27 protein-coding genes are annotated in these 25,840 nt (G+C 53.2%); 6 read left to right on the plus strand and 21 right to left on the minus strand.

The genetic code is table 11. From position 1 onward, the window contains the following. Positions 1–115 precede the first annotated feature (115 nt). Positions 116–376, plus strand: coding sequence for a 30S ribosomal protein S20 (gene rpsT / locus KNO58_RS09440; RefSeq protein ID WP_021065661.1), 261 nt, complete (start codon positions 116–118; stop codon positions 374–376). A 30-nt stretch (positions 377–406) separates the two neighbouring features. On the opposite strand, the gene KNO58_RS09445 is transcribed toward rpsT, so the two are convergent. Together KNO58_RS09445 and holA are read right to left on the minus strand one after the other, a co-directional pair. Continuing rightward, positions 407–841, minus strand: a complete 435-nt coding sequence (locus tag KNO58_RS09445; protein WP_214753359.1) for a GNAT family N-acetyltransferase — start codon at positions 839–841, stop codon at positions 407–409. A 9-nt stretch (positions 842–850) separates the two neighbouring features. After that, the gene (gene holA, locus KNO58_RS09450; RefSeq protein ID WP_260570682.1) at positions 851–1,861 is read right to left on the minus strand and encodes a DNA polymerase III subunit delta; all 1,011 of its coding nucleotides are present in this window, start codon (positions 1,859–1,861) and stop codon (positions 851–853) included. A gap of 90 nt (positions 1,862–1,951) precedes the next feature. On the opposite strand from holA, the gene KNO58_RS09455 reads away from it, so the two are divergent. Further along, a complete protein-coding gene (locus KNO58_RS09455; RefSeq protein WP_016508105.1) occupies positions 1,952–2,116 on the plus strand; it encodes a YqzM family protein in 165 nt (54 codons plus the stop codon). A gap of 59 nt (positions 2,117–2,175) precedes the next feature. Here KNO58_RS09455 and KNO58_RS09460 read toward each other — a convergent pair whose 3' ends face one another. The 7 genes from KNO58_RS09460 to KNO58_RS09490 all read right to left on the minus strand — a co-directional run bounded on the left by KNO58_RS09460 (position 2,176) and on the right by KNO58_RS09490 (position 10,230). Then, on the minus strand, positions 2,176–4,308 hold the full coding sequence (locus KNO58_RS09460; RefSeq protein ID WP_214753363.1) for a ComEC/Rec2 family competence protein: 2,133 nt from the start codon (positions 4,306–4,308) through the stop codon (positions 2,176–2,178). A gap of 1 nt (position 4,309) precedes the next feature. After that, complete coding sequence (locus KNO58_RS09465; protein ID WP_214753365.1) at positions 4,310–4,879, minus strand: helix-hairpin-helix domain-containing protein; 570 nt, start codon at positions 4,877–4,879, stop codon at positions 4,310–4,312. 155 nt (positions 4,880–5,034) lie between these two features. Next, positions 5,035–6,678: a methyl-accepting chemotaxis protein gene (locus KNO58_RS09470; RefSeq protein ID WP_214753367.1), complete on the minus strand. Its 1,644-nt coding sequence runs from the start codon at positions 6,676–6,678 to the stop codon at positions 5,035–5,037. Then, positions 6,675–7,646, minus strand: a complete 972-nt coding sequence (locus tag KNO58_RS09475) for a BMP family lipoprotein (protein ID WP_214753369.1) — start codon at positions 7,644–7,646, stop codon at positions 6,675–6,677. Before KNO58_RS09475 ends, KNO58_RS09470 begins: the two co-directional genes overlap by 4 nt. A 143-nt stretch (positions 7,647–7,789) precedes the next feature. Beyond that, entirely contained in the window at positions 7,790–9,304 is a 1,515-nt protein-coding gene (locus KNO58_RS09480; RefSeq protein WP_214753372.1) for a flotillin lipid rafts scaffold protein FloT, read from the minus strand. Between the two features lie 3 nt (positions 9,305–9,307). Next, positions 9,308–9,829, minus strand: a complete 522-nt coding sequence (locus KNO58_RS09485; RefSeq protein WP_128122214.1) for an NfeD family membrane protein — start codon at positions 9,827–9,829, stop codon at positions 9,308–9,310. Then, on the minus strand, positions 9,829–10,230 hold the full coding sequence (locus KNO58_RS09490; protein ID WP_214753374.1) for a hypothetical protein: 402 nt from the start codon (positions 10,228–10,230) through the stop codon (positions 9,829–9,831). The genes KNO58_RS09485 and KNO58_RS09490 overlap by 1 nt, the downstream gene beginning before the upstream one ends. Positions 10,231–10,353: 123 nt before the next feature. Here KNO58_RS09490 and rnhC point away from each other — a divergent pair, with 123 nt between their 5' ends. The 3 genes from rnhC to KNO58_RS09505 all read left to right on the plus strand — a co-directional run bounded on the left by rnhC (position 10,354) and on the right by KNO58_RS09505 (position 13,501). Then, positions 10,354–11,265, plus strand: a complete 912-nt coding sequence (gene rnhC / locus KNO58_RS09495) for a ribonuclease HIII (RefSeq protein ID WP_214753376.1) — start codon at positions 10,354–10,356, stop codon at positions 11,263–11,265. A 72-nt stretch (positions 11,266–11,337) separates the two neighbouring features. Then, positions 11,338–12,150: an alpha/beta fold hydrolase gene (locus tag KNO58_RS09500; protein ID WP_214753378.1), complete on the plus strand. Its 813-nt coding sequence runs from the start codon at positions 11,338–11,340 to the stop codon at positions 12,148–12,150. A gap of 328 nt (positions 12,151–12,478) precedes the next feature. Then, the gene (locus KNO58_RS09505; RefSeq protein ID WP_214753380.1) at positions 12,479–13,501 is read left to right on the plus strand and encodes a PTS sugar transporter subunit IIC; all 1,023 of its coding nucleotides are present in this window, start codon (positions 12,479–12,481) and stop codon (positions 13,499–13,501) included. Between the two features lie 42 nt (positions 13,502–13,543). On the opposite strand, the gene pheT is transcribed toward KNO58_RS09505, so the two are convergent. The 9 genes from pheT to infC form a co-directional block, all read right to left on the minus strand. Beyond that, complete coding sequence (pheT, locus tag KNO58_RS09510) at positions 13,544–15,919, minus strand: phenylalanine--tRNA ligase subunit beta (protein ID WP_214753382.1); 2,376 nt, start codon at positions 15,917–15,919, stop codon at positions 13,544–13,546. Positions 15,920–15,931: 12 nt separating this feature from the next. Then, positions 15,932–16,954 carry a phenylalanine--tRNA ligase subunit alpha gene (gene pheS / locus KNO58_RS09515; protein WP_214753385.1) on the minus strand — a complete coding sequence of 341 codons (1,023 nt, stop codon included), beginning with the start codon at positions 16,952–16,954 and terminating at the stop codon, positions 15,932–15,934. A gap of 302 nt (positions 16,955–17,256) precedes the next feature. After that, positions 17,257–18,003, minus strand: a complete 747-nt coding sequence (locus KNO58_RS09520) for a TrmH family RNA methyltransferase (RefSeq protein ID WP_214753387.1) — start codon at positions 18,001–18,003, stop codon at positions 17,257–17,259. Between the two features lies 1 nt (position 18,004). Beyond that, positions 18,005–19,084 (minus strand): M42 family metallopeptidase, encoded by a 1,080-nt coding sequence (locus tag KNO58_RS09525; RefSeq protein WP_214753389.1) that lies wholly within the window; start codon positions 19,082–19,084, stop codon positions 18,005–18,007. A gap of 23 nt (positions 19,085–19,107) precedes the next feature. Beyond that, positions 19,108–19,590, minus strand: coding sequence for a dUTP diphosphatase (locus tag KNO58_RS09530; RefSeq protein WP_214753391.1), 483 nt, complete (start codon positions 19,588–19,590; stop codon positions 19,108–19,110). A gap of 23 nt (positions 19,591–19,613) precedes the next feature. Next, complete coding sequence (locus KNO58_RS09535) at positions 19,614–19,868, minus strand: hypothetical protein (protein ID WP_214753393.1); 255 nt, start codon at positions 19,866–19,868, stop codon at positions 19,614–19,616. A gap of 86 nt (positions 19,869–19,954) precedes the next feature. Continuing rightward, a complete protein-coding gene (gene rplT / locus KNO58_RS09540) occupies positions 19,955–20,314 on the minus strand; it encodes a 50S ribosomal protein L20 (protein ID WP_021065642.1) in 360 nt (119 codons plus the stop codon). Between the two features lie 28 nt (positions 20,315–20,342). Beyond that, positions 20,343–20,537, minus strand: a complete 195-nt coding sequence (gene rpmI, locus KNO58_RS09545; protein ID WP_021065641.1) for a 50S ribosomal protein L35 — start codon at positions 20,535–20,537, stop codon at positions 20,343–20,345. A gap of 30 nt (positions 20,538–20,567) precedes the next feature. Next, positions 20,568–21,098 carry a translation initiation factor IF-3 gene (gene infC / locus KNO58_RS09550; protein WP_021065640.1) on the minus strand — a complete coding sequence of 177 codons (531 nt, stop codon included), beginning with the start codon at positions 21,096–21,098 and terminating at the stop codon, positions 20,568–20,570. 338 nt (positions 21,099–21,436) lie between these two features. Between infC and KNO58_RS09555 the strand changes: the two genes are divergently transcribed. Next, positions 21,437–21,646 carry a hypothetical protein gene (locus tag KNO58_RS09555; RefSeq protein ID WP_214753395.1) on the plus strand — a complete coding sequence of 70 codons (210 nt, stop codon included), beginning with the start codon at positions 21,437–21,439 and terminating at the stop codon, positions 21,644–21,646. Between the two features lie 51 nt (positions 21,647–21,697). Here the strand turns inward: KNO58_RS09555 and KNO58_RS09560 are convergent, their stop codons facing one another. The 3 genes from KNO58_RS09560 to dnaI form a co-directional block, all read right to left on the minus strand. After that, positions 21,698–22,561, minus strand: a complete 864-nt coding sequence (locus KNO58_RS09560) for a DUF1002 domain-containing protein (protein WP_029595193.1) — start codon at positions 22,559–22,561, stop codon at positions 21,698–21,700. Positions 22,562–22,674: 113 nt separating this feature from the next. Beyond that, positions 22,675–24,612, minus strand: coding sequence for a threonine--tRNA ligase (thrS, locus tag KNO58_RS09565; protein WP_214753397.1), 1,938 nt, complete (start codon positions 24,610–24,612; stop codon positions 22,675–22,677). A gap of 312 nt (positions 24,613–24,924) precedes the next feature. Continuing rightward, a complete protein-coding gene (gene dnaI, locus KNO58_RS09570; RefSeq protein WP_029595191.1) occupies positions 24,925–25,839 on the minus strand; it encodes a primosomal protein DnaI in 915 nt (304 codons plus the stop codon). Position 25,840: the final 1 nt, after the last annotated feature.

Consider the following 25,840-nt stretch of genomic DNA (forward strand, 5'->3'; position numbering starts at 1 on the left):
ATCATCAAGTGGTTGCTTTTCGAATAAGCGTTTGCTACAATTGTGCTTGTTCTGTTGAATGATTACTTGAAGTAATAAGAACATACACTTTCTTGTTTCAGGGGGTGACAAAACAATGGCAAACATCAAATCAGCAATCAAACGTGCAAAAACTTCTGAAAAGCGTCGCGTCGCGAACTCGCAAGAGAAAGCAGCAATGCGTACAGCAGTGAAACGTGTTGACGCTCTCGTACTCGAAGGAAACAAAGAAGCTGCTCAAGAAGCTTTCGTCCTCGCTACGAAGAAAATCGACAAAGCTGCAGCAAAAGGTCTTATCCACCAAAACAAAGCTGGCCGTGACAAATCACGTCTTGCAGCTCGCATCGCAGCTCTCTAATTAGAGACTAAAACGAAACAGCCGCCTCCATTAGGAGCCGGCTGTTTTTTGGGTTCGCATGACATAATGGGTCCCGATTTCAGGAATCTCGAACGGTTCGCCCACGACGACGAGCCCGTTCCGCTCATAAAAACGGACTGCCACTTCTCGGGCGTTGCACCACCACGACTCATTGACCGCTTCATGCAACGCCTGTAAAAACGACGAGCCAATCCCTTGACCAGCAGATGTCGGGTCAGTCGCCATCCCTCTGAGTTGGTAAGGCACCGTCTGATCATCGAAGTCACGCCCCACTTCCATCACGGTCGCGATGGACACGACACGTCCATCTTCGACCCAGGCGAAGTGACGCGTCGTCTCCGCGTCATCCCCTTCAAAATAACACGTCTCCACCGGCAAACCGGGCCGCAACACTTCATGCCGAAGCGGAATCACCGCTTCTAACCCTACTTCCTGTAACCCCATGTCCTCACCTCACAGTAATGTCAATTGACAGACGAGCGTGTCAAACATGATTTGCTTGTCACCCCGTCCCGTCTTCATCGCCTCATCCGCGTCGGCAATCAACGTCAGTGCCCGTCCGAGCTGAGCCTCTGAAAAATTACGGCTCGCTTGCGAAGCCAGTTTCACCGTATACGGATGCGCCCCGATTTTCGAGGCGATTTGCTTCTCGCCATACCCCTTCTCCGTCAGCTGTTTGGCAAGATACATATTCCGATACTGTCGCGCGAGGAGCGCCAACAAACCAATCAACTCTTGCCCTTGCTTCTCTAAATCACGGACGAGCCGAAGCGCCGCATCCGCACGCCGGGCCACTAAAAATTCAGACAGTTGAAACACGTTGTCTTCAAGTGTCCGCGGAACGAGATCGTTGACGATCTCAATCGGGATCTCAGCCCCCTCACTCGCGTACAGTTGCAACTTCTCGAGCTCGCGAACGAGTTTGCCCCAATCATCCTGACAGAGGAACAATAGCCGCTCGACGGTCGCCCGCTCCATTTTCTGGCCGCGCCGGTTCAATTCGTCGCCGACGTAACGCATCAGCTCCGACTGGCTCGGCTTTTTCGCCTCGAGCACGATGGCCCGCTCTTTCAAACGCTTGACGACTTTTTTCCGTTCGTCGAGCTTCTCCGCCTCGATGATAAAGACGAGCACGGAGTAAGGCGCCGGTTGTAATGCGTATTCGGTCAACCGCTCGACGTTTTGCTTCTGCTTCTCTTTTGCCCCCGTCAAAAACTGGGCTTGTTTGACGATGACGGTCCGATACTCGCTAAAGAACGGCACCGTCTCCGCCTCATCGAGCGCCGTGTCGAGTGACGTCTCGTGCAAGTCGAGCTGCATGACATCAAAGTGGTCACCAGATGGATTGGCCGCTTTGATAATGGCCCGTTCCCACGTCTCTAGCAAATATTTTTCTGTCCCAAACAGGACGTACACGTTCGACAGCTTTCCGTTATGCAGCCACGGTTCATTCAAAACACACACCACTTTCACAATTTATTCTTATCTAAACATAGATTATCCTTCACTGATTCGCTATACTTAGGACGGAACCATTTCAAGGAGGGACTCACTATGCATATTAACTCTGTTCGCCCACAAAGCGAAAACCCGTTCGAGAACGACGTACAGTGCAAACGTAACGATGCTATCGATTCAGCAATCGGCTTCATCGTCCCGTTCGGCTTTTTCTTCACCATCTTCGCGATTGGTGTCCTCATCAAGTTCTTGAGCTTATAAGTCAGTCAGAAAGCGATTGCCCCGGGGGAGCAATCGCTTTTTTAGTTTATCATAGTTTTTCATGGCGGTACCGCCTTCGTCACAATCCCACGACACCGATTTCGTTCACAGACGACCATCCCGTCCTCGTCCGTCCGTAATACCCGTTTTCCTTCGAGACGTTGCAACGTGTCAAGATGCGGATGTCCGTAACGATTATTCCGGCCGACACTGATGATGACCCATTCCGGATTGATTCGGTTCAACAGCGCCTCACTCGACGATGTGTTCGACCCATGATGCCCTAGCTTGAACACATCGACGTCAACGGTCGGAATCATCTCTTCCCGCGTGTCCGGTAAATCCCCAGTCAATAAATACGTGAGCGCCCCAACCTGCATGAACAGCGACACCGAGTTCGCATTCTCGTCCTCGCCTGCCTCTCCCGGAGCGACGACCCACATCCATGGATACGGCCGGTCCCCACTCGACAGGAGCCGGACCGGGACTTGATAGGCCGCCAGCTCGGCCAGTAACTCGTCTCGTTTGCCTTGATCCGCTACTTCCGCCGACAGCCACACCTCATCGACTTCGATGGACGAGAGCAAACCGGACAGTCCGCCGACGTGATCATGATCGGCATGGGTAAGCAACAAGAAGTCGAGACGCGTCTCCCCTCGTTTCCATATGTACGGGGCGACGACGTCCGCTCCCGGGTCATACGTGGACCGTTTCGATTCCTTCGGGTCTTGAAACACCCCGCCGACATCAATCACTCCCGTCACCTCGCCATACTCGACGACGACGGCATCGCCTTGTCCGACGTCTAAAAACGTGACGCGCGGCGCTTCGGCCCATTCGAGGACAGCATGCATGAGCAAGAGCGCAATCACGGCCAACCCCCAACCGCTCCACCGTTTCCACTCAAGGAGCATCAATCCGCCCCATAGGACGACAGCGAGACCAAGAGCGTGCCAAAACGTAAACTCATGCAACGGGAGCCAAGGCCGCCAGTCGTGATGCAGGGCAAACGTCCCATTCAGGCCATCGAGAATCGGATGCAGGAGCGGCTCTGCGGTCGGTACAATATACGCGAACAGGGCGAGCGGAATGACGACCCAGGAAATTAAGAAAGCGCCGACGACGTTATACACGGGTGCCAACACCGATATAACCGGTTGAACGGGCCATAACAAGATAAGCCCGAACCATTGGGCGTATACGGCCAGTCCGAACGGTCCGGTCCAAATCGAGCGTGTCACGAGCAAGAACAACGTCATCGCGACCGTCAACTGAAACCCTAAGTTCCAAAACAAATACGGTTGCAACGCGAGCAAGAACGCAGCGCACCAACTGAGCAGCCGAATCGGGTCGCGGACACGGTAACCGAACAGTGACAACACAAGCAGCACATCGGCGACGAGCACGGCCCGCGCCACCGGCGGCGAAAATCCGGTCAACCATCCGAACGACGTGACCGCCACGAGAATCAACAGCGTCTTCGTCTCTCGTCGGAGCGGCAACGGTCGCGTCGACCAACGCAACCCGAGCACGAGGAGCGCGATATGTGACCCGGAGATGACGAGCAGGTGAAGCAGACCAGTCACCCGGTAAGAGAACGAGGTATCCTCGTCGAGCAACCGACTATCGCCGAACAATAACGCCTCCATATAAAGCGCCACATCCGGCCGATACGTCGTCTCGATTCTCGCGAGCTGTCGTTCCTTCCAACGTAGCATCCGTCCACTCATGCCGGTACTCGGACGACACGCCTCGATGGCGACGTCATTCCCTTTGAACGCAAGTCCGGCCCCATACGCCCAAGCCGCCTCGTCGAACCCGCCCGTATTGCGCAGCGGGGCGAACGGGGTCTGCGTGAACGTGACGAGGCACGTCTCTCCCGGACGACCGAGCGCGAGGTCACGACCGGTCAACACGCCTTCCGTCCCGTCGATTTGTCCGTACAGACGTGCCGATTGGCCATTATCGCGCCGGCTCTCGATAGCGAATAGGTAAGGACCGTCCGCCGACAACGGTTCGGCATCAGGACGTACGAACACGAACAGGGCGAGCAGGACGGCACCGACGTGCGCATAGACGGATTGACCACGCCAAGTGAAGGTGATGGCGCCGGACAACAGGAGGCAGAGGGCAACTGATCCGTGTATCCCGGCAATGAGTAAGCTGATTGGCAACAATGGATACAGTGGCATGTCATGGAACCAAGAGATAACCTTCCATGCTTTCTAACGTCTTCTCCCCGAACCCTTTGACGTTGCCGATCTCCTCATATGACTTGAACGGCCCATGCTGTTTCAAATGATTGAGAATCGCCTCGGCTTTGGCCGGACCGATGCCCGGTACGGTCATCAATTCGTCCTTCGTCGCACTGTTGACATGTACCCCGTTCGTCCCCCCGCTCGCTTCTTCAGCGGCCGGCACAACGACCGTCTCCCCTTTTTTCGGGACGCTCACTTTCGTCCCATCGACGAGCAATTGGGCCAAATTCAATTGTTCGGGATCAGCCTCGGCCGTCAAGACGGCGAGAGACAACACATCCCCGACACGCGCCCCTTGCGGCATCGTATACATATCGGGTGACTCGACCGCCCCGGTCACATAGACGACGATTTCGGTCGGGACGCTCGGCTCGACTTCCGGCTCGGGTGTCGCCACGAACTGTTCGACCATCGGCGTCTCCGGTTCTTTCGAGTAAAACATATAGCTCACCCCAATGAATAATCCGACGAGCAGCACGACGACATACCGTCTCCACTTTTCCATACGTCTCCTCCTCGCATGAGTCTCCTCTATAGTATGAGGAAAAGGGCATCGCTGCGCCCGATCCGCCTTTGACGTTTCTGACGCGCTTATGACCCAGATGGACATGTGTCTCATCTGCTTCGAGACGACAAAAAAGAGACAAGCCGAAACTTGTCTCAGTGCTCTTCAAAATGTTGGACTTGGCTCGCAAGTGCGGCGGCCTGTCCTTCTAACTCTTGCATCAAAGCGAAAATTTGATCGAAGCTCGCTTGCTGTTCTTTCATCGAGGCCGCGACTTCTTCATTGCCCGCCGCGAGTTCTTCGGTCACGCCGCTCACTTCCTCGACCCGTTTCAACACGTTCGTGACTTCCGTGCTCGATGCGACCATCTCGCGCTCGATCGTCCCGACGAACGAGGCGACGTGATCGGTCCGGTCATGGATCCGACTGAACGCCTGCTTCGTCAATCCGAACGCCTCGAGCTGTGCCGTCTGCTCACGACTCGACTCTTCGACCATGTCCGTCAAGCGGACGACCTCATCGCGAATCGTCTGGACGACCCCGAAAATCGAACGGGTCGCCACGTTGCTTTCTTCCGCCAACTTCTTCACTTCGCTGGCGACGACCGCAAATCCGCGTCCGGCTTCCCCGGCGCGTGCCGCCTCGATGGCGGCGTTCAAGGCGAGCAAATTCGTCTGAGCGGCGACGTCTTCCACGAGTTTCGCCATTTTCTCTATCTCTTCGGTCTTCCGAGCGAAGTCATCCATCCGATTGACGAGTGATGCGTTGCGCGCGCTCGAACGCTCTAGAATCGCTTCCTGGTCCGTCAGCGTCTCGATGCCGGCCGCGACTTCACGGGTCATCTCGGTCGTCTGTTCAGTCGTCTGCTTCGTCTGGTTCAAACTCGTCTCGAACGAGGTCGCCATGATGCCAACCGATTCAAGCGTTTCTTGCAGTTCCGTCGCAATCGACTGGGCCCCGTTCGCCATCTCATCGACCGCATTCGTGATGTTCGACGTCGTGCTGACCACGGCCTCGTTTTCGGCGGCCGCCGTCTCCGTCATATCGTTCACTTTCATCGACGTGACACGGATGGACCCGATGACCGTCTGCAGTGACATCGTCATCTCTTGCATGGCGCGCTCTAACCGTCCGATTTCATCACGGCGCGTCGAATCCGGCAACGAAATCAACCGGCCAGCCGCGATTGCTTCCGCCGCCTCGACGTTCCGCTCGAGCGGATGCGTGATCGAGCGGGCAAAAAAGAAGTTATAGACACTGAGTGCGCCGATGACGAAGACCGTCAACAATACCGATACGAGCAGGAGACGTTTCGTCTCGCTCGCCGCTTCGGCCTGTAGCGCCTCATAGAACGTCCCATTTTTCAAGAGAAGCGTGTTCACATCGTTCAACACGCCTTCGAGCTTGGCCGCTTGAATCCGGGCCGCAATCCCTCCAGCCTCGGCCGCCTCCACTTCAGCTTCAATTCGTTCATACTTCGTTGTCGCCCGTTCAAGGTGCGTCGCGAACTCTGGAATTAGATATGTTTGTTTCAATGTTGCGAACGTCTCTGCATTCGTCGCGCGAATGCGCTCGAGTTGCGTCAGCGTCGATTGGCTCATCTGCTCCCCGAGCGATGTCCAAAGCGACTGCTCCTGCAAGAGTGATGTCTCGAGCTGTGACAACTCGATCATTTGCGTCCCATATTGTTCATTGTATGTCTGCAGACGATTGAGCGTCGTCAAGACGTAACTCATCATCAACACAATCAATAAGACCGTGAAGACGGTCGAGAAGATAAACCGTTTCCGTAAGCTCATTTCAGCGTCCCCTCCATCAACTGTTTCTGAAACGCTTCGAACCGTTTCGTCTCGGCTTCGTCAAATTGGACACGACGAAGCGCGGCCAATCCGACACCGCCTTCATCGATTCCGAGTTCGACGTGGGTATTGAACGCCTCGTTCTTGAGTCGATTCGCGATTTCAACGATAGCCAAGTCGACTTGCTTCAACATCGACGTGATGACCGCGTCCGGTGCGATCATCGATTGATCGCTGTCGACACCGATGGCCTTCACACCGTTCCGCTCAGCCGTCTCTAACACACCGACCCCGGTCAGTCCGGCGGCCGCGTATAAGACGTCTGCCCCGGCCTTGATTTGTTTCTCCGCCAACTGACGACCGATTTCAGGTGAGGCGAAATCGTTCGCATAATCGACGAGCATCGTCACATCCTCGTTGACACTTTTCGCCCCAAGTTCGAAGCCGGTCCCAAACTTTTGAATCAGTTCGTTGTCGACGCCCCCGATAAATCCGATTTTGTTCGATTCCGTCTCGAGCCCCGCGACTGCTCCAGCGAGCGCACTACCTTCCGTCTCTTTAAACGTTACGGACATGACGTTTGGTAACGTCGACACCGCATCGATTAACGCGAACTGTTGCTCCGGATGTTCGGCCGCCACCGCTTCCAAGTCCTCTTGACAAGCAAATCCGAGTCCGATGATGACGTCATGCCCGTCGGCGACGAGCTGTTCGAACCCGGCCTTGTACGTTTCCGTCTCTGCAAGCTCGCGGTAATCGACGAACCATTCCCCCGTCTCACGGAGTTGTCCCATGCCGCGCATCGCCGCGTCGCTGAACGATTGATCCCCGAGACCAACATCGGACAAGACGACGCCCATCGATTGACGGGGCTCAACGGTTGCTTCGGGTTGGTCAATCACAGACTGACAACCTGGTAACCAAGTCACACATGCGGCCAACAAGCCGATGATGAGTGATTTCTTCATAATTGCTACTTCCTCTCTCTAATGGTCTGACATCTCACTTATCGTCAGAAATCGATTGAGTTTGAAGCCTTTCATTTTAAATTTAGGTGAATTCGAGTAAAACAAAAAAAGCCACAGACGACGACTTGTCTGTGGCTTCCTGCTTATTCTTCCGTCGCGGCGAACGTCGATTCGCTCAACTCGCGATTCGCACTCGGCTGGACGTTGCCTTTTCCGGCAAAGTTGTCGAGTAAGTCTTTCATGTCGATTCCCGACGACGCTTTGAGCGTTTGTTGTAGCGATGCCATCAAGTCAGTGGCGTAACCTGTGACTTTGCCGGCCCCGCCGTCTTTGCCGCTGCCCGTATCGACGACCGTAATTTTGTCGATATTGCCAAGCGGTGCTGCAATCTGTTTCGCATAGTCCGGAAGCATCTTGACGACCATGTCGAGGATGGCGGCTTGACCATACTGTTCGAACGCTTCGGCAATCTTTTGTTTCGCTTCGGCTTCGGCAAGACCCGTCAAGCGGATAATCTCGGCTTCGGCTTCCCCTTTGGCCCGTTCCGAATCGGCTTCGGCCACACCGGCGAGACGGACCCGTTCGGCGTCGGCTTTCGCTTCCGCTTCGATGCGGTACTTCTCGGCGTCGGCTGCGGCGATTTGACGTGCCTTGTCAGCTTCGGCTGACTGCTCAATCGCATAACGGTCGGCGTCGGCTTTCTTCTTCACTTCTGAATCATACTGTTTCTCACGACGCATGATCTCTTTCTCTTCGAGCTCGATTTGCTTTTGACGCTCGATGATTTGGACCTGCATCTGTTGCTCCGTGACTTCTTGTTTGGCGCGGGCCTCTTCAAGTTCATACGCTTGGTCGGCACGAGCCTTGGCGACGTCTTGTTCACGTCGATACGCCGCGATGCGAAGCTGATTCTCTTTCTCGGCTTCCGCGATTTCTGAGGCGCGTTCGAGCTCTGCTTTCTTCGCGTCCTTCATCGCTTCTGCTTGTTTGATACGCGTCTCTTTGTCCGCTTCGGCCGTGGCGATATCGGCATCTCGTTTCACTTGCGCGATTCGCGGCTTCCCGAGCGATTCAAGATAACCGTTCTTGTCACGAACATCTTTGATGGTGAACGAGACGATGACGAGACCCATCTTGGCCAAGTCTTGTGAGGCGACACGTTGCACTTCTTGTGAGAACTTATCACGGTTCTTATAAATCTCTTCAACTGTCATTGAACCGAGGATCGAACGAAGGTGACCTTCGAGCACTTCTTTCGCCTCGTTCTCGCGTTCGATTTTCGGTTTGCCGAGGAATTGTTCGGCCGCCGTGGCAATCTCACTGATCGAGCCGCCGATTTTGATAATGGCCGTCCCGTCCGCCATGACCGGTACACCTTGCTCGGTATACACTTCTGGTGTTGTCACCTCGAGCTTGCTCGAGAGCAGGCTGAGCGGTTCTGCCTGCTGGAACACCGGCAAGACGAACGTTCCGCCCCCGCGGATAATCTTGACGCGGTTACCGGACGCATCGCTATGGACGTTCTTTTTCCCTAAATAGCTACCGGTGACGATGAGCGCCTCATCTGGTCCGACCGTGCGATATTTCAAGACGAAGACGAAAATCAAGGCAAGTAAGATTACCCCGACGATAATACTGGCTAAAATGGCTGTGCTCATAGATTAAAACTCCTTTCGGATTGTCGGCTCGTCATATTCCATGACGACCGCAATGTTTCGTTCGACTTCGATGATGATGACACGGCGATCACTTGGAATCGCCTTGCCGTCTACACTTTGGGCCGTCTTCAAAATCGAACCGATGACTGATTCGACGAGTACTTCACCGTATCCGCCTTCAGGAACAGGGACGGTCAATCGCCCAACAAGTCCGACGAGCGATTCATCGGTCATCCCAATCGATTCTTCCGCGTTCGACAGCGGTAAGAGGACGAATAAGTACAGGAGCGTCGTGAGCGCGAATGAACCGACGAGGGCGACGGCAAGCCCAATCATCGGTGACACGTGGGCAAGCGCGTTTAAAATCAATCCGATTCCCGCACCGAGTGCTAAAAAGGATAAGATGACCGCGGGATTGAACCAACCATCAAATACATCGAACGCATCTGAAAAAATCATGTACACGAATGTACCGAGACCGGCGATGATGAGTACCCACCAATACAGCTGATCTAACGATTCCATTACCACTCCTCCTCGGCGCGACGCTGTCGTTCGTACGAAAGGACGCGGCGCAAATGTTCGACTTCGAGCGCGAGCGCCTGTTCAATCGTGTCCCACTCTGCCAACGGTCGGCTCGGTTGACCGACCGACTGTCGTACCCGTCCTAACGTCTGCTCGAGACGCAAGCGATCATAGCGGTCGACCGCCTCCATCCGTTCTTGTCGCAGTAGTGACAAATAGTGATCGACTTCTGCCTGTAACGCAATGATTTGCTCGGTCGCCGCTTCCGACGATTCCTGCATGAGCAAGCGACGCACCCTGACTTGATGGGCGATCAGTTTTGCAATCCGAGCTTCAAGCTCGAGAATATGTTTATAGAGAGATTCTGCCTCATCTTCATCCGTGTCATCGCGCCACCACATCTCCGACTCACCTCGCTTCTTTCTTTACTCACTTGTCTATACGTTTCGAGCGAAACTTTGGTTTCAAAATATCTAAAAAAAATGTAAGATTGATTTGCTAGCGTTAGAAAGGAAGTGCTCACATTGGGCAATCAAGTCATTAAATTATCAGCTACCGCCCAGGAGGAACTCATCGCGAGTTATCAGGCCCATTCAGTCAATCCTCCGCCACACGCACGATTCAGTGCCAAAACACCTCAGTGTGTGATTACGGTCTACAATTCGGGTAAAGTCATGTTCCAAGGACGCGATGCCGACACGGAAGCCGCCAAATGGGGAACGAGCATTAAAAAAGAACCGAGTGTTCCGAAAAATGTTTTACCGGAAGGCTTTTCGGACTGGTCTGTCATCGGGAGCGACGAAGTCGGCAAAGGTGATTATTTCGGACCGCTCGTCGTTGTCGCCGCCTACGTGCCAAAAGAGAAAATCGCGCTCGTCAAAGAGCTCGGGGTCAAAGACTCCAAACTGTTGTCGGACACAGAAATCGTTCGAATCGCCAAAGACTTGCACGTCACCATCACCTATCAGAAAGCGACGTTGCACAATCCGGCGTATAATAAGATGCAACGGACGATGACGCAAGGAAAAATGACGGCCATCGCCCACAACGCCGCCTTGTCGGCCTTATTGCAGAAGCTCGATGCGACACCAGACGCCATTTTAATCGATCAGTTCGCTGAAAAGAACGTCTACTACAACCACCTTCGTTCCGAAAAAGCAGTCGTCAAAGACGACGTCTATTTCTCGACGAAAGCGGAAGGACTGCATGTCGCCGTGGCCGCCGCCTCGATTCTCGCCCGCGCCTTGTTCTTAAAAGAAATGGACAAGTTGAGTGCGACACTCGGGGTCACGTTACCGAAAGGCGCCGGCGCCAAAGTCGACCAAGTCGCGGCCGATTTGATTGTTCGTTACGGTCAATCCCGTTTGAACGAGGTCGCGAAAGTTCACTTCGCCAACACGAAAAAAGCGATCCGGTTGAGCGAGTTGAAACGATAGTCCTATATTTGAAGATATGGTATATTGTTTTTAGGGTTTAATGAACTTAAAAATTTTTGGAGGATAGCGTTCATGTTGCATTATAAAACGTACACATTAAGCGACGACCATCCTTGGGTCATCTTCATCCATGGCGCGGGTGGAAGTCTGTCGCATTGGTATCGTCAAATTCGGCCGTTCAAAAAAAAATATAACGTGCTCCTGCTCGACTTGCGTGGACACGGCGGCTCTTACAACGCAGAACAGTCGTTGAATCAACCGCTGAACGCGTATACGCTCGATGTCGTCGTCGAAGACGTCGTTGAGGTCATGGACCACTTACAGATTGAAAAAGGTCACATGGTCGGCCTATCGCTCGGGACAATCGTCATTCAAGCGATGTTCGAGCACCATCCGGAACGAATCGCTTCAGTCGTGCTCGGCGGGGCCATCGTCAAGTTCAACGTCCGCTCGACGTTGTTGATTCGCCTCGGCAGTCTCGTGCAGAGTTTCGTGCCGTACATGTGGCTATATCAGCTGTTCGCGTGGATTTTGTTACCGAAGAAGCGTCACAAGAAATCACGTATGATGTTCGTCCGCGATGCGGCCAATCTGTGCCAGCGTGAGTTCATCCGCTGGTTCAAGATGACCGAGAATATGAATCCGTTGCTTCGTCATTTCTCTTCAATCGAGACGAACGTACCGATTCTCTATATTATGGGTGACGAAGACTACATGTTCCTCGAAGCCGTCGAACGGACCGCGAAACATCAGCCGACGGCACGCGTCCAAGTCGTCTCTGACTCAGGGCACGTCGTCAATGTCGACCAACCCGATCATTTCAATTCGATCTCGATGGCATTCATCGATCAACAAGTTGGCTCACTGGCAGCCAGCACGTCTTAAAACGAGACGACCTTTCATCGGGTCGTCTTTCTTTTTTGAGCGGGTTTCAATTTTTTTCAAATAAATTTTCAGAAAATATTGATTATTGAAAAATATCATGTTACTCTTAGACAAATCTTAACAAACGGAGGAGCTGGCAATGATGAAAACCCATGCGCAACACGGCCTACTGATTATTATTCGACTGAGGGACTGAAAATCGACTCGATGACCGAGACGAATTTTTGGGCCCTTGTTTCGATGGTTTCGGACGAGGCGCTCATGGTATGACCGACGCGCCTATCCCATCCGGATAGGTTTTTTTATTGGATTGACACACATAGAGGAGATGATGGAAGTGAAACAGTACGCAATGGATCGCATGATCAAAATATCAGCAGGAATGGCAAGCGCCGTCCTCGTCACGCTCGGGGTCGGACTCTTGATTGAAACGATTGGGAAGATGGCCGGAATCGAGACACTCGTCTTGATTGGGCAAGTCGCGAAATCATTGCTCGCCCCGGCACTCGGTGCCGGTGTCGCCTATCAGCTCGGTGGCAATACGCTCATTTTGTTCAGCTCGATGATTGCGGCAACCGTCGGTGGTGCGGCGCTCCAAGCGACCGAGAGCGGGCTCGTCCTCGTGCCCGGTCAACCGATCAGCGCCTTGATTGCAGCAGCGGCTGCGGTCTGGTTAGGCAAACGTGTCCTCGGCAAAACGAAATTCGATATGATGGTCGTCCCGGTCACAGCCGTCCTCGGCGGCGGCATCGTCGGCGTCGGCGCAGCAGCCGTCACGACACCGCTCATCAACTCAATCAGCGCCAGCATCACCGCTTCGGTCAATACGTCACCGATCGCGACATCGCTCGTCATCGCGCTCGTCTTCAGTGCCATGCTCATGTCACCTGCTTCATCAGCCGCACTCGCCATCGCGCTTCAACTCGACCCGGTCGCCAGTGCCGCCGCGTTGATCGGGTGTACGGCCCAGTTCGTCGGCTTCACGCTCATGGCATATCGCCAAACAGATCCGGGCGGTTTGGTCGCCTCGTTCTTCGTCACACCGAAAGTCCAGTTCCCGAACGTCGTCAAAAACCCTCGCGTCGTCATGCCGCCGTTCATCGCAGCAATGATCAGCGCGCCGATTGCGACGCTCGTCTTCTCACTCGAAGTCCCTTATGAAATTGCGGGACTTGGGCTCAACTCATTGATTGCGCCGCTCAATATCCTTGCCGCGCAAGGAATGGATGCGTTCCTCATCTTCGTTGGAACGGGAGTCGTCCTTCCGGCCGTCATCACGTTCGCCTTGTATAAAGTGACATGCCTCGTCGGTTGGACAAAGTTCGGCGACTTGGCGCTCGAAGTTCAATAACCAAAAAAATGGTGCCCACCTCATGTGGACACCATTTTTACGTTATGCGCGAACTTCCGCACCGTGCGCCGTTTGAACGGCAGTGAGAATCGCTTCATACGACGCCGTCACTTCTTCATCTTGAAGGGTGCGGGTCGGATCTTGATACTTGAGCGAGAAGGCGATTGATTTCTCATCGTCTCCTACGTTCTCCCCGATATAGACATCGAACAAAGCGAGGTCAATCAACAGTGGTCCTGCCGCCTGTTTGATGGTCGCTTCGACTTGACCGGCCGGGATATCCCGTTTCAACACGAGCGCCAAATCACGTGTGATCGATGGGAAACGTGGGACGTCTTCATAGATAAGCTCGGCTGACTGTTGCAATACGTCCAAGTCGAGTTCGAACACGTACACTTCTTTCAATCCATACACGTCTTTCGATACGCCTGGGTGGACTTGTCCGACGTAACCGATGACACGTCCGTCGATGAGCACGTTGGCGGTACGACCTGGGTGCATATCCGCAATCACGGCCGCCTCATACGTCGCTTCGACACGTAGCGCAGCCAAGAGCGTCTCGACGGCTCCTTTGGCTACGAAATAGTCGACCGGGACACGCGTACCTTGTGAACGGTGATCGTACCAAAGTCCCGTCAATACGCCGGCGACGCGCTCCGTTTCACGTGGCAACGTCTCGCCTTGTTCGACATAGACGCGCCCTGTCTCATACAATCGCACGTTCGCTTGTTGACGCGACGTATTGTAACGAGCCGCCTCGAGCAACCCTGGAATAAGCGATGTCCGGAGTACCGAACGCTCTTCGCTCATCGGCATTGCCAAGTTCACTTGTGCCAAGTCGGCCCCACTGAAGCGCGAGGCATTCCCGACGCTCGTAAGCGAGTACGTGATGGCTTGCGACAGTCCTGCGCCTTGGAGGACACGACGGACGCGACGACGCAACACGTTCTCTTTCGGGAGGTACCCTTTCGAGTGTGACGCCGGAAGGCTCGACGGTAGACTGTCATAGCCATAGAGGCGTGCCACTTCTTCCGTGATGTCAGCCGGCAACTCCAAGTCAGGGCGACGCGACGGTACGTGGACCGTCAACGTCTCGTCCCCGGTCACATCGAGACCGAGACGTTCCAAGATGCGGACGATCGTCGCTTGCTCGAGGTCCATTCCGAGTCGATGGTTGATATAAGCGACCGAGACGTCAATCGTCCGTGCCGCCGAGTCTTTGTCCCCAGCGACGACGATGTCGCTGATTGTGCCACCGCTCACTTCGACGATGAGTTCGGCCGCGCGGTCAAGCGCCAATTGTAACCGTTCCGGGTCGACGCCTTTTTCAAAGCGGGCACTCGAATCCGAGCGTAAACCGAGCGTACGGCTCGTCTTACGGACCGATGCCGGTGCGAAGTAAGCTGACTCGAGGATGATACTCGACGTCGTCGCATCGACTTCGGTGTTCGCTCCACCCATGACGCCGGCGATGGCGACAGGCTGCTCGCCGTCCGTGATGACCATCATCGAGGCATCGAGCGTGCGCGTCACATCATCGAGCGTGACGATTTCTTCCCCGTCATGTGCTTGACGAACCGCAATCGTCGTTCCGAGTTTCGCCGTATCGAACGCATGAAGCGGTTGACCGAGCTCGAGCATGACATAGTTCGTCACATCGACGACGTTGTTGATCGGGCGAACGCCCTCTGCAATCAAGATGTTTTTTAACCATTGTGGCGAGTCACCGATAACGACGCCGTCGACACGGCGTGTCGCATAGTACTGACAGTTGTCTGTCTCGAGACGAACGCTGACCGTGTTCGCGACATCTGTCGTCACGTCGGCAGTCGGTAATGTGTATGGACGCTCGAGGATGGCCGCGACTTCATGAATGATTCCGTAAAGGCTCAAGCAATCCGAGCGGTTCGGTGTCAATCCGAGCTCGATCACTTCATCGTCGAGGTCTAACAGGCGGATGACGTCCGCACCGACTTCGACCGGTTCTCGGAACGTATGAATCCCATCCTGCTCGTCTTCGCGAATTTGTTTTTTCTCGAATCCGAGTTCCTCGAGCGAGCAAATCATTCCTTGCGACTCGACGCCGCGCAGCTTCGCTTTCTTGATTTTAAGTCCTGGGAGACGAGCTCCGACCGTCGCCACGATGACGTGTTGACCGGCGGCGACGTTCGGTGCGCCACAGACGATTTGAACCGGGCTGTCCGCACCGATATTGACCGTCGTTACGTTCAACTTGTCTGCCTCCGGATGCTTCTCACAAGCGAGGACATGCCCGACGACGAGTCCCGACAAGCCTTCCGACCGACTGACGACGCTCTCGACTTCAATCCCGTTTTTCGTGATTAAGTCGCCGAGCGTTTGTCCGCTCAAATCGGATACATCAATATATTGATTCAACCATTTTTTTGATAATAACATGTGTGATCCCCCTTAGAATTGCTCGATGAAGCGTAAGTCGTTTGTATAGAAGTGGCGGATATCATCCACCCCATGTTTTAGCATCGCCATCCGTTCGACACCGATTCCGAATGCGAATCCAGACATCTTCGTCGAATCATAACCTGCCATCTCGAGCACACGTGGATGCACCATCCCGCTACCAAGAATCTCAATCCAGCCTGTCTTCTTACAGACGTTGCAGCCTTTGCCGCCGCACTTGAAACAAGAGATATCAACTTCGACCGACGGCTCCGTGAACGGGAAGAAACTCGGACGGAGACGAATCTCACGCGTCTCACCGAACAACTGCTTGACGAACGATTCGAGTGTCCCTTTCAAATCAGCCATCGAGATATGCTCATCGATGACGAGCCCTTCGATTTGCATGAACTGATGCGAGTGCGTCGCGTCATCCTCATCGCGACGGTACACTTTACCCGGACAGATGATACGAATCGGCTTCCCTTCTGCTTGGAGCATCGTCCGTGCTTGAACCGGGGACGTATGCGTCCGGAGGAGCGTCTCGTCTGTGACATAGAACGAATCCTGCATATCGCGGGCCGGATGATCTTTCGGGAGGTTGAGCATCTCGAAATTGTACAAGTCCGTCTCGACTTCCGGACCTTCAGCAATCGTATAGCCGAGACCGACGAATAAGTCTTCCATCTCATCGACGATCTGTTGAAGCAAGTGGGTGTGTCCTGGCAGAGACGTCCGACCCGGGAGCGTGACATCAATCGTTTCCGCCGCAAGTTTCGCTTCGAGTTCGACTGCCTTCACTTCCTCGATTCGTGCCTCTAACGTGTCTTGGATTGTCGTCCGGACCGTGTTGACGAGTTCACCGACGGCAGGTCGTTCTTCAGGTGAGAGTTTCCCCATCCCGCGGAGCACCTCGGTCATCGGCCCCTTTTTTCCTAAATATTTGATGCGGACATCGTTCAACTCTTTTTGTGACGACGCCGCTTGAATCTCCTGCAACGCCTCTTGCTGTAATTGTTCCAACTGTTCTTTCATAATTTATTTCCTCCTCTACAAAAAAAGTCCCTTCAGTCGATGACTGAAGGGACGAATAATCGCGGTACCACCCTACTTGGCCGAAATCGGCCCACTTGAGAGCATCGGTATCGGGATGCTACCCCGGTGTTGTCTCCAACACGACTCGAGAGTGAATTCGGCGCCGACCAAGGCATCGGCTCGCAGTCTCGGCCCATGCTCCCTGTACTCGTTCGGTAGTTCGCGTACTATGCTCTTTCAACGTCTATTCGTTATTTTGTTCGATGTAATTAACCTATCACGATTCGTCAGTGCTGACAAGGTTATTGTAGCGCGATCCGATACATGAGAATACCGGCCGCGACGGCCGCGTTCAACGATTCGGCATCGCCGAGAACCGGGATATGGACACGGGTATCACATAATTCGAGCACGTCGTGATGCACGCCTTGTGCCTCGTTGCCGATGACGAGCGCGACCTTCTCACTGAACTTGACTTGCTCATACGATGTCGCTTTCGCGAGCGCCGTGCCGTAAATCTGGAACCCTTCGCTCTTCAATTCAGGCAACGTCTCGAGTAAATCGACCGAGCTCACGTTGACGTGAAACAGAGAGCCTTGTGTCGCGCGCACGACTTTGGCATTGAACGGGTCGACCGTCCCTTTTCCGAGCAGGACCGTGTCGAAGCCGGCCGCGTCCGCCGTTCGAATCATTGTCCCGAGATTACCTGGGTCTTGGATTCGATCGAGGACGAGCACATGCTTCATCTTTCGTTCGACCGGGGCCATCTTGACGACAGCGAACACCCCTTGCGTTTTCTCTGTCTCTGACAATAAGTCAGCCACATGGTCAGATAGTTCGAGAACAGGCATCTCATCGAGGCGCCATGATCCTTTCGGGGTATACGACTCCCCCATAATCAGCTGCACGAGACGTCCGGCACGGATGGCCTCGTCGACCAAATGCTCGCCTTCGACCAAAAATTGTCCGGACTCTTGTCTGCCTTTTTTCGTCATCAAACGCTTTAAGCGCTTAATCGTCTCACTTTTCGTAGACGTGATTTTCGTCATATTATCCCTCTTTCAACCATTGAACCGTTTCGTGGTCGAGTCGTTTCGTGAGCGCTACGACCAAATCGACGGCTGCTTCATAATCTGCTTTGTGAATGATCGAGACATTCGTATGCAAATAACGGACCGGTACCGTGAGCGCGACGGCCGGCATCCCGACACCTGCCAAATGGAAGCGTCCAGCGTCCGTTCCACCGCCCGGCGTCAAATCCAATTGGTACTTGATGTCGTTCTCTTTCGCCACTTCGACGATTAAATCGATGAGGCGTGGGTTCGTGATGGTCGTCGCATCAAAGAAGATGACTTGAACGCCTTCCCCGAGTTTCGACAAGCCTTCTGCCGGTGTCATCCCTGGTGTATCTCCTGGAATTCCCGTATCGACGGCGATGGCGACATCCGGTTTGACCAAGTTGGCGGCCGTGACGGCACCGCGCAACCCGACTTCTTCTTGGACCGTCGCTCCTGTAAAGACGACACCCGGAACTTCGTCGTCTTTCAATCGTTTCGCCGCCTCGATGGCGATGGCACAACCGATTCGGTTATCCCACGCTTTGGCCATCAAGAAGTCTTCATTTTTCATGACCGTGAACTCACAGTGCGGGACGACCGTATCGCCCGGGCGAATGCCCCACTCCGCGACTTGGTCTTTCGACGTCGCGCCGATATCAAGGAACATGTCTTTAATCTCGACAGGTTTCTTGCGCGCTTCGAGCGGAAGCACGTGCGGCGGTTTCGCACCGATGACCCCAGGGATTTTTTCGCCTGAGCGTGTGACGACGTCCATGCGTTGCGCGAGCAATACTTGGTTCCACCAGCCACCGAGCGCTTGGAAACGTAAGAAGCCGCCTTCTTCGATTCGTGTCACCATGAAGCCGACTTCATCCATATGGCCGGCAATCATGACACGCGGACCATCCGCCTTGCCCGTCACCCGTCCAAACAGACTGCCTAGTCCGTCTTGTTCGAACGCTTCCACGTGAGGCTCCAAGTATTCGCGCATCAATGAGCGGACTTCTCCTTCATTTCCCGGGACACCGGTGGCATCCGTCAAGCGTTTCAGCATATGTAATGATTCGTTCATGGGACATCGCTCCTTCGTTTCGATTAGTAACCTTGATTTTGTCGCTCATGGTTCTTTTCATTTTTCGCCATATACGCCATCTCCATCAACTCTTCGTTGATGCCGAGCGTATAGCCAAGTTCGAGATAAGCCGCCATCAGCGTCTCGTACATCGGTTCCGTCTTCGACAAACCAAAGTTCGTCACTTTGCGGAACACGTCTAAAAAAGCGTCAGTCGCATCAAGATACGAGCTACCTGCCGGGAACGAATCGCGTTCATACCCGAGGGCAAGACCGAGCGACAATAAGAAATGAATGCCGTCGACATACTCTTCTAAGATCACGTCTTGAGGCGACGGGCCCTTCGTTGACCAAAATTTAAAACTACGGGTCTCATTGGCGAGTTCACCAAGTTCGACGAGCAAAGCGAGCAGCCGCTCATCAAATTGGTTCCCGGATAGTTGATGTTCTTCTTTGATCCGCTCATCTAATTCACGCTGCCGATCAAATAATGTTGTCCAGTTCACCGGTTGCTCCTCCTATTCTGCATTCAAAGCAGTACTAAAATCATTAAAGACCAGCCGACTGCCAAAATCAATACTTGTATTTGAACGCTTTTTGGGGCATGAACCGCCTTTTTACGCGTCAAATGAAGCCCGAACAGAGCACCAATCGCACCGCCGGCATAAGCATATAAGACGTTGAAATCACCTTCGCCGAGCGTGTACCGTTTCGCTTGCACGTACGTATAGACGTTCAAGACGATGAGTGCCAACGCGACGATGGCCAAGACAGATTGATTCATAGTCCGCCCTCCTTATCTTAAGTTTAAGGAATTAATCAGAAAAAAGAAAGCGCCGAGATAAGGTCTCGGCGCTGTCGATTGAACGATTACGCGTTCAATTTTGATTTAGCTGTATCAGCAAGTGACGCGAATGCCTGTGCATCTGTCACAGCAAGCTCAGCAAGCATCTTACGGTTGATGTCGATTCCTGCAAGCTTGAGGCCGTGCATCATACGGCTGTATGAAAGACCGTTTGTGCGTGCTGCCGCATTGATACGTGTGATCCAAAGACGACGGAAATCACGTTTCTTTTGACGACGGTCACGGTAAGCGTACATGAGTGACTTCATGACTTGTTGTTTTGCTACTTTAAATAGAATGTGTTTCGAGCCAAAATAACCTTTGGCAAGCTTGATTTGCTTTTTACGACGTTGACGAGTCGTATAACCGCCTTTTACGCGTGGCATATGGTTTCCCTCCTAAATTCTTTCTGTATTACTTCGCGATCATGTTGCGAATGCGTTTGAAGTCTCCAGCTGAGACGATAGCACCTTTACGGAGCTTACGTTTCGCTTTAGTCGATTTGTTACCAAACAAGTGACTTGTGTAAGCGTGTGAACGCTTGAGTTTACCTGATGCAGTACGTTTGAAACGTTTAGAAGCACCACGGTGCGATTTCATTTTCGGCATGAGTATTTCCTCCCCACTATGACTCGATGATTAATCTTCTTTCTTCGGAGCCAGCACTAAGAACATGCTGCGTCCTTCCATCTTCGGCTTTTGCTCAACTGTTGCCAAGTCGGCACATTCCGCCGCCAATTTTTCCATGACGCGTCGGCCGATTTCCGAGTGTGTGATGGCGCGTCCGCGGAAACGGATTGACGCTTTCACTTTGTTACCATTTTCAAGGAATTTGCGAGCGTTACGCAATTTCGTTTGGAAATCGTTTTCCTCGATTGTCGGGCTGAGGCGCACTTCTTTCAATTGGATGACCTTTTGGTTTTTACGCGCTTCTTTCTCCTTTTTCTGGAGTTCGAAACGGTATTTTCCATAGTCCATGATTTTAGCGACCGGTGGGTTAGCTTTGTCGGCGACCAAGACGAGATCGAGTTCAGCCTCTTCTGCTAAACGTAATGCTTCATTACGCGATTGCACACCGAGTTGTGCACCGTCCGCTCCAATTAAGCGAACTTCACGGGCACGAATGTTTTCGTTGATAAAGAGCTCTTTGCTAATGGTTAGCACCTCCATCGTGCGGTTGCACGAGTTTTAGATTGATAAGACAACATGGCAATAAAAAAAGCGTCGGCAGTTTCCCGCCCACACATCATTTCGGAGACAGCAGAGACCAAAGCTCGACTGCTTCACGTACATGATGGACCTGACCGAATCTGTTCGGACGAGGTGAGAAGCGGGCGCTTCTGCTTTGTTGTATTTAATCACTATGTCATCTTAACACCAATAGGATTAAGATGTCAAGAATTCGCGCATGAATAATTGGTAGCTCACACTTTTATGATGATAACAGTCATTTCGCTGTTTCGCAATACCTTTTGCGAGGGAATAAAATAAAAAAGGAGGGATGGACCGTGTCTTGGAGAAAGCACGTGAAGGACGACCATGACTATCACGACCAAATCAAACACATCGTACAAGAGACGATGCACCACCATGAGGTGAGTGATGCCAAGCTTGAAGCGGTGTTGACGGACTTATTAGAAGAAATGAACCGCATCACGTTGAAGATCGTCGACGACCATGAGTCCGCTCGCGACTATATCCATAAACGATGGTATTAAAAAAGGGCGCTCGCCCTTTTTTAATACCATCTGTCATGTGGTCAACATCAATCAATTCGTCAACGACTTGAAGAAATTGCTGAGCGCCTCGAACAAACGAGCGAAGAAGCCTTGGACTTCCTCGGTCTCGAGGAACGCCTGGACGTCTTGACCGGCCCCTTGTAGCCCGTTGCTAATCGCTCCCCAATCCAGATTCGCTTGTTGCATGTTCTCGAACAGCGTCGTCAATTGCGTCAACTGCGTATCGGACAATTGGACGTTGTTTTGATTCAACACTTGGATGACGATATCGCGAATCTCGATGTTCGTCTCCGGTGCCTTGTTCGCAATCTCAGCTTTAATCTCGTTCATGAGACCGGCTACGTCTTCTTGACCGACCGTCTTCCCGATTTCAGACGTGACGGCCAGTTCTTCCTGCGCCAAGTCTTTCCGCTCCTCGGACAATTGAATGCCCGTCTCGGCCGCCGTCTGATCGTACGCTTTCATAATGCCCGTGAGCGCCGACGTCCCGGTGACGCGAATCGGTGACGTGATATAAATGTCGGCATCGGTGACACCGGCGGTCACGAGTGCGTTCGCATACATATCTTCGGTGACCCATGTCACGTTTTCCGTTTTAATATCGAGACCTGTCCCGTCAGTCAGTTTGATGCGGGCTGATGAGTACATGCCCCCGCCGCGCTGTGCTTGTGGGACGGCATCCCCTAAATATTTTTCTTCATCGGCCACGGTTGTGATAATCGGCTCAATCCCGGCCGGCGCCTCGACTCGTTCGAGCACCCAGTCTCGTTGGCTGGCCGATAATGATTCGCCGAGTGTGACGATTGTATCATCGACGATGGCTTCTGCGTTTACTTTTGGAATCATGCTTGTCGCGACGACCGAACCGATCGTGAGCGCCACTAATGGTTTCATATAATTCAAAATGAATCACTCCTTTCTTCTACCTTACGTCTCCATCCCTTGTTCCGCATCCGTCTTGAGACCGAAAAAAACGACCACCCTTCCGGTGAAGGATGGTCGACCGATTAACGTGAACGGTTCGCGATTTCGTCTGTGAGGGATGACAAGAAGGCATCGAGTGTGGCCGATACTTGTTCTTGCTGTCCGTAGCGACGGATGTTGACCGCACGCTCATCGCGTTCTTTATCACCGAGGACAAGTGTCATCGGAATTTTCTTCATCTGGGCTTCGCGGATCTTATAGCCGAGTTTTTCGTCACGGAGGTCCGTTTCGACACGGACGCCGCGCTTGACGAGCTCTGCCTTCACTTCTGCGACATATTCGTCGTGGACGTGCGAAACAGGAATCAATTTGACTTGAACTGGTGCGAGCCATGTCGGGAACGCCCCTTTATACTCTTCAATCAAGTAAGCGACGAAACGCTCCATCGTCGAGACGACACCACGGTGAAGGACGATCGGACGATGATCTTTGCCGTCTGGCCCTGTGTATGTCAAATCGAACCGCTCAGGGAGCAAGAAGTCGAGTTGGACTGTCGACAACGTCTCTTCTTTTCCGAGCGCCGTCCGGACTTGAACGTCAAGCTTCGGTCCGTAGAACGCCGCTTCGCCTTCGGCTTCGAAATACGGGAGGCCGAGCTCGTCCATCGTCTCTTTCAATTGACGTTGCGCTGTTTCCCAAATCGCATCGTTGTCGAAGTACTTCTCTTTGTCAGCCGGGTCACGGTACGACAAGCGGAAACGATAATCCTTGATACCAAAGTCGGCGTACACTTCTTGAATCAAGTGGACGATATCTTTGAACTCTTGCTTCATCTGCTCTGGCGTGACGAACGTGTGTCCGTCGTTCAACACCATGTAACGGACGCGCTGAAGGCCTGTGAGTGCCCCTGACATCTCGTAACGGTGCATGCCACCGAGCTCGGCGATACGGAGCGGGAGCTCACGGTATGAGCGCGGCTCATGTTTGTAAATCGTCATGTGGTGCGGACAGTTCATCGGGCGAAGGACGAGTTCTTCGTTGTCCATCTCCATTTTTGGGAACATGTCGTCTTGATAGTGATCCCAGTGCCCTGATGTCTTATACAGGTCAACCGAACCGAGGACCGGTGTATAGACGTGTTGGTAACCGAGCTCGAGTTCTTTGTCGACGATATAACGCTCGACCGTACGACGAATCGAGGCACCTTTCGGGAGCCACATCGGCAAGCCTTGACCGACTTCTTGTGATACGAAGAAGAGGTCGAGCTCTTTCCCGAGCTTGCGGTGGTCGCGCTCTTTCGCTTCTTCTAACAGACGCAAGTGTTCCGCGAGTTGTTCTTTCGTCGCGAACGCCGTCCCGTAAATCCGTTGCAGCATCTTATTGTCCGAGTCGCCGCGCCAGTATGCGCCGGCCACGCTCATCAACTTGAACACTTTCAACTTCGATGTCGATGGGACGTGTGGCCCGCGGCACAAGTCGAAGAATTCACCTTGATGGTAAATCGTGAGCGTCTCGCTCGCCGGGATATCTTCAATCAACTCGATTTTGAGCGGGTCCCCGAGCTGTTTGTAGCGCTCGAGCGCCTCGTCGCGTGAGACGACTTCGCGCGTGATATCTAAGTTCTCGTCGACGATCCGTTTCATCATCTTCTCGATTTCTGGAAGGTCTTCCTCGTTGATACGACGGTCCATCTCGATGTCATAATAGAAGCCGTTCTCGATTGTCGGTCCGATCCCGAGATAGATGCTACCTTCTTCACCGTACAACCGTTTGATGGCTTGGGCCATCAAGTGGGCTGACGAGTGGCGCATCAAATCGATGCCGTCCTCTGAGTCGGGCATGACGAGCTCGATGTTGCCGTCGTGTTCGATTGGGCGGCGATAATCGATCATCTCACCGTCGATTTTTGCGGCGATCGCTTTTTTACGAAGTCCCGGACTGATCGAACCTGCTACTTCTTCTGCTGTGATTCCGGCCTCAAACTCTTTGACGGCCCCATCTGGAAATGTCAATTGAATCATGTGTCAACTTCCCCTCTCTACATTTAAAAGAAAATAAAAAAAGCCCATCCCTATGAAAGGGACGAGCTTTGATTCTCGTGGTACCACCCTCGTTCCCAAGCGATTCGCTTGGCTCGAACACACGATAACGAGTGTGAATCGCCGCACGATTGACCCGTACGGTGCTCTGAGGGAGTAAGGCGATCGGCGTGTTTAGGAAGCTCTCACCAGCCTTCCCTCGCTTTGAAACCCGTTACGACGTCTCATGTCCTCTTCAATGCATCGGTTATATGCTTATTAGTATAGTCAACTCGTTCCAGAAATACAATCCCTTTACCGCCGACGATTCTCACCTTTTAACTCGATTTGCGTCGTCGTCGTCGAGATGCGCTGCATGAGCCGCTGCGCCTTCATTTTGTTCTGTGGCGAACCATCAATCGAGAAGTGGGTCTCGAGCTCTTCCCCGCTGAAGTTCGAGCTGTAAAGCGTCGGCAAGCGATGCATCATGCGATATTGCAAGATGATGCCGAACAGTTCATCCCGTACCCACGGACTGATCGCCTCGGCCCCGATGTCATCAATCAACAGGACGGGCACATGTTGGAACGACGTCAAAAACGAATCGAACGAATCGGTCCGGATTTTCCGTTTTGCTTCCGAGACGAATCCTGGGGCGTGGACAAGGATCGTCTCGATGTCCGCCACTTTCAACTCATTGGCAATCGCCGCGAGCAAGTATGTCTTCCCGACGCCGAAGCTGCCGTGAAGGTATAAGCCGTTCACTTTTTGGCGGGTCTTCATCCCTGAGACGAACCGCATCGATTCACGGAGTGCGATTTTACGGGCGTCATCGGACCAGTCGAACGATTCAAAGCTCGCCTCTCGCACTTCTTCCGGCAAGAAGAGGCTTTTGAACTTCCGGTCCATCTCTTTTTGGCGCCGTGCTTGACGATGCTTCACCGTCTCTTCATAACGGATTGCGATTTGACCAAGGTCGACATAAAGTACCGGCTGATGACCCGGGATGACGGCCTGCTCCTCGATGAGTTTCTTGCCGTCCATCTGTTCCGCATATTCACTGAGCTTCGTGAAGCCGACCTCGACCGCCGTCTCGTCTAACTCCGGATGCGCCTTTAAAAAGGCGACGACTTCTGGATGTTCGAGGGTGCGTCGGCGAATCGATTCGTACGCTTCCCGCACTTCTTTTCGGTTCATCATTTGGGCGAGCGTTTGATTGATGCGTTCCATG

The sequence above is a fragment of the Exiguobacterium sp. J17977 genome, assembly GCF_018616375.1.
GTDB lineage: Bacteria > Bacillota > Bacilli > Exiguobacteriales > Exiguobacteriaceae > Exiguobacterium > Exiguobacterium mexicanum.

Bases quoted from the DNA above. Each gene is read 5' to 3' on its own strand.
- rpsT (WP_021065661.1), top strand. From the start codon at position 116: ATGGCAAACATCAAATCAGCAATCAAACGTGCAAAAACTTCTGAAAAG.
- KNO58_RS09445 (WP_214753359.1), bottom strand. From the start codon at position 841: ATGGGGTTACAGGAAGTAGGGTTAGAAGCGGTGATTCCGCTTCGGCAT.
- KNO58_RS09455 (WP_016508105.1), top strand. From the start codon at position 1,952: ATGCATATTAACTCTGTTCGCCCACAAAGCGAAAACCCGTTCGAGAAC.
- KNO58_RS09460 (WP_214753363.1), bottom strand. From the start codon at position 4,308: ATGCCACTGTATCCATTGTTGCCAATCAGCTTACTCATTGCCGGGATA.
- KNO58_RS09465 (WP_214753365.1), bottom strand. From the start codon at position 4,879: ATGGAAAAGTGGAGACGGTATGTCGTCGTGCTGCTCGTCGGATTATTC.
- KNO58_RS09470 (WP_214753367.1), bottom strand. From the start codon at position 6,678: ATGAGCTTACGGAAACGGTTTATCTTCTCGACCGTCTTCACGGTCTTA.
- KNO58_RS09475 (WP_214753369.1), bottom strand. From the start codon at position 7,646: ATGAAGAAATCACTCATCATCGGCTTGTTGGCCGCATGTGTGACTTGG.
- KNO58_RS09480 (WP_214753372.1), bottom strand. From the start codon at position 9,304: ATGAGCACAGCCATTTTAGCCAGTATTATCGTCGGGGTAATCTTACTT.
- KNO58_RS09485 (WP_128122214.1), bottom strand. From the start codon at position 9,829: ATGGAATCGTTAGATCAGCTGTATTGGTGGGTACTCATCATCGCCGGT.
- KNO58_RS09490 (WP_214753374.1), bottom strand. From the start codon at position 10,230: ATGTGGTGGCGCGATGACACGGATGAAGATGAGGCAGAATCTCTCTAT.
- KNO58_RS09500 (WP_214753378.1), top strand. From the start codon at position 11,338: ATGTTGCATTATAAAACGTACACATTAAGCGACGACCATCCTTGGGTC.
- KNO58_RS09505 (WP_214753380.1), top strand. From the start codon at position 12,479: ATGATGGAAGTGAAACAGTACGCAATGGATCGCATGATCAAAATATCA.
- pheT (WP_214753382.1), bottom strand. From the start codon at position 15,919: ATGTTATTATCAAAAAAATGGTTGAATCAATATATTGATGTATCCGAT.
- pheS (WP_214753385.1), bottom strand. From the start codon at position 16,954: ATGAAAGAACAGTTGGAACAATTACAGCAAGAGGCGTTGCAGGAGATT.
- KNO58_RS09520 (WP_214753387.1), bottom strand. From the start codon at position 18,003: ATGACGAAAATCACGTCTACGAAAAGTGAGACGATTAAGCGCTTAAAG.
- KNO58_RS09525 (WP_214753389.1), bottom strand. From the start codon at position 19,084: ATGAACGAATCATTACATATGCTGAAACGCTTGACGGATGCCACCGGT.
- KNO58_RS09535 (WP_214753393.1), bottom strand. From the start codon at position 19,868: ATGAATCAATCTGTCTTGGCCATCGTCGCGTTGGCACTCATCGTCTTG.
- rplT (WP_021065642.1), bottom strand. From the start codon at position 20,314: ATGCCACGCGTAAAAGGCGGTTATACGACTCGTCAACGTCGTAAAAAG.
- rpmI (WP_021065641.1), bottom strand. From the start codon at position 20,537: ATGCCGAAAATGAAATCGCACCGTGGTGCTTCTAAACGTTTCAAACGT.
- infC (WP_021065640.1), bottom strand. From the start codon at position 21,098: ATGGAGGTGCTAACCATTAGCAAAGAGCTCTTTATCAACGAAAACATT.
- KNO58_RS09560 (WP_029595193.1), bottom strand. From the start codon at position 22,561: ATGAAACCATTAGTGGCGCTCACGATCGGTTCGGTCGTCGCGACAAGC.
- thrS (WP_214753397.1), bottom strand. From the start codon at position 24,612: ATGATTCAATTGACATTTCCAGATGGGGCCGTCAAAGAGTTTGAGGCC.
- dnaI (WP_029595191.1), bottom strand. From the start codon at position 25,839: ATGGAACGCATCAATCAAACGCTCGCCCAAATGATGAACCGAAAAGAA.